Below are 2,430 nucleotides of genomic sequence, written 5' to 3' on the forward strand. Positions count from 1 at the left end.
CGCCTTTGCGCTGGCACGGCCGACGGCGTCGTGGTCAGCGTTGCCGTCGTTGCGCCAGGTCGTGAAGACCACGTCGCCGGGCTGCAGGTAACGCGCTATGAGTTGGCTCACGGGGTGTTCACTGGCGGCCAGCGCGTCATCGCGAAAGCCGCCGCGAATCCACTTCAGGCTGTGCAGTGGCATGCCCAACCGGCGCAGCGCTTCGACGCTTTCCTGCGGCCGCACCACGCTCAAGCGGCTCGCCGGCCAGACATTCGAGCCGGGATGGCTGGCGCTGCCGTCGGTGATGGAGATCAACAGGATCGGGTGTTCAAGGGTGCTGAGCCGTTGCAGCAAACCGCCACAGGCCAACACTTCATCGCCCGGGTGGGGCGCGATGATGACCACCCGCGCGCCCGGGGGGACCAACGAGTGGGGATGAATAGCGGGAATTTGTGCCAATTGTGGGGCACTGTTCCAGATTTGCGCTGGGCCGCGGCGGCCTTCGCTCAGGGAGGCGGGCTTCATGGGAGTCACGTCCTTGTCAGTTGATGCTGGGTCGTAGCCCGTTGACGGGACGACGCTTTTTATTGGCCGCAGGCTGCGCTGCAGTGTTCGCTCGGCATTCCATCCCTGGATTGCCAGCAAGGCGTCATCAGCATAGTCAAGGATTCGCCGCTTTCACATCCTGTAACTACGATTTTTTAAGGGGCCTGCATCAGACTCTTCAAGTAATCGCCAAAGCCACCTTCGACGCGGCAGTCCAGGCGGGCGCTCGTGATCACTTGCGGGGTATGGCTCCAGGCGATGGAGGCGCCGCTGCGCTCCAGGTTTCGCACCAGTTGTACGTCTTCATGGCGGGGCAGCGGTTCGAAACCACCCGCCTGCACATAGGCGCCGGCACTGATACCCAAGTTGGCGCCGTGGATATGCCGATGCCCCTCCCGCGCCTGGTATGCCTGCTGGTAACGAATCTGCGCCGCCGGGTCGAAGTCTTCGCTCCAGGTGTCGACAGTCACTGTTCCGCACACCGCATCAGCGCCCAATGCCAACTGCGCCACCAGCCAGTCGGGGGCGACGCGGCTGTCGGCGTCGGTGCATGAAATCCAGCGCACCCCCTGATTCAACAAGTGCCGCGCGCCGACCCCGCGCGCATGGCCGACGTTACGCGCCTGCACGTGCAGGCTATGTACCGGATACGCTCGGGCAATCCTCGCACTGCCATCGGTGCAACTGTCGAGCACCACCAGGATCTGCACTTGTTCTCCCTGCAACCCCGGATGGCTGGCGGCAATCATTGCTGCATCGAGGCACTCGGCCAACAGGGCTTCTTCGTTATGTACCGGGATCAGAATGCCGATCATCGCAGGCCCTCATGGGTGGCGACCGAGCGATGATCGCGGCTCCATAGGTCGAGCAGAACATCACAGTCGTGGTAACGGGCCACATTTTCCATACCCAGCCGTTGCTGGAGCAGTGCATGCACCTGGTCGGCGGTTTGCGGGCAACCGTCGATGGGGGCGCGCCAGTGGCAAGCGAGCAGTTGACCGTCGTCGGTCAGTGAGGCGAGGGCGCGATCAATCAGGCTGCCGAGGTCGTCGGCGTCGAGGTAGTAACACAGTTCACTGAGCACGATCAGGTCGAACCGGTCTGTAGGCCATTGTTCGGGCAGCCGGCTGTGCTGCACCTGGGCATGGGCAAATCCGAGCAAGCGCCTCTGGGCCAGCGCGACCGCCGCGGACGCGGTGTCGCAGCACAGCAGGCGATCACAACGCGGTGCCAGTTCGGCGCTCAGTTCGCCATTGGCGCAGCCGGGCTCGAAAATGGACACGTAACGTGGGCGAGTCAACAGGGCCAAGGTCAGCGCGCGCTTGCGCCGCTCGTACCAGCGTTGACGAAAAGCCCACGGGTCTTCGTTGTCGGCAAACAACTGATCAAAATAGGGTGTCGCCACGCTCATACAAACACCACTTCAAAAGGCTGTAGCAAACGCTCGACCACATACGGTGCCAGCACCGGCGGTAAGCCGATCTGCGGGTCGCCCTCCAACTGGCTGGCGAACGCGTGGATGGCATGGCGCTTACGCGCGACAACTGCGCAACTCAGCGGCAGTTTGCGCGCACGATGCCACGGCACCTGGCTGTCTTCCGGGGTTGCCCAGTGCCAGGTCCATATCGGCAATTCGTACAAGGTCGCGCCCACCGCCTGTGCGGCTTTGGCGCTGGCGCGGCCGACGGCTTCATGGTCGCAGTGGCCGTCTTCGCGCCAGGTGGTGAACACCACGTCGCCGGGTTTGAGGTGGCGCTGAATAAATGCGGCCAACGGCTCCTCGCGGGCGGCGACCTGGCCGTCGGTAAACCCTGCGCGCAGCCATTTCAAGCTATGCAACGGCAAGCCGAGGCGGTGCAAGGCCTGCGCCGACTCCTGCGGGCGAACCACACTCAGCCGTTC

General features: G+C 63.7%; 4 protein-coding genes. All 4 read right to left on the minus strand.

Annotation, left to right across the window (positions count from 1 at the left end; all coding sequences use genetic code 11):
* Positions 1-507, minus strand: a 507-nt coding sequence (locus tag L9Z73_RS29120; RefSeq protein ID WP_247408313.1) for a PIG-L deacetylase family protein, incomplete at its 3' end; no start/stop codon positions are given.
* 176 nt (positions 508-683) lie between these two features.
* Positions 684-1,343: a glycosyltransferase gene (locus L9Z73_RS29125; protein WP_247408315.1), complete on the minus strand. Its 660-nt coding sequence runs from the start codon at positions 1,341-1,343 to the stop codon at positions 684-686.
* Positions 1,340-1,939 (minus strand): SAM-dependent methyltransferase, encoded by a 600-nt coding sequence (locus tag L9Z73_RS29130; RefSeq protein WP_247408318.1) that lies wholly within the window; start codon positions 1,937-1,939, stop codon positions 1,340-1,342. The genes L9Z73_RS29125 and L9Z73_RS29130 overlap by 4 nt, the downstream gene beginning before the upstream one ends.
* The coding region (locus tag L9Z73_RS29135) for a PIG-L deacetylase family protein (protein ID WP_247408320.1) at positions 1,936-2,430 on the minus strand (495 nt) is incomplete at its 5' end. The genes L9Z73_RS29130 and L9Z73_RS29135, both read right to left, overlap by 4 nt.

It is taken from the genome of Pseudomonas emilianonis (assembly GCF_023072625.1).
Lineage (GTDB): Bacteria > Pseudomonadota > Gammaproteobacteria > Pseudomonadales > Pseudomonadaceae > Aquipseudomonas > Aquipseudomonas paraveronii.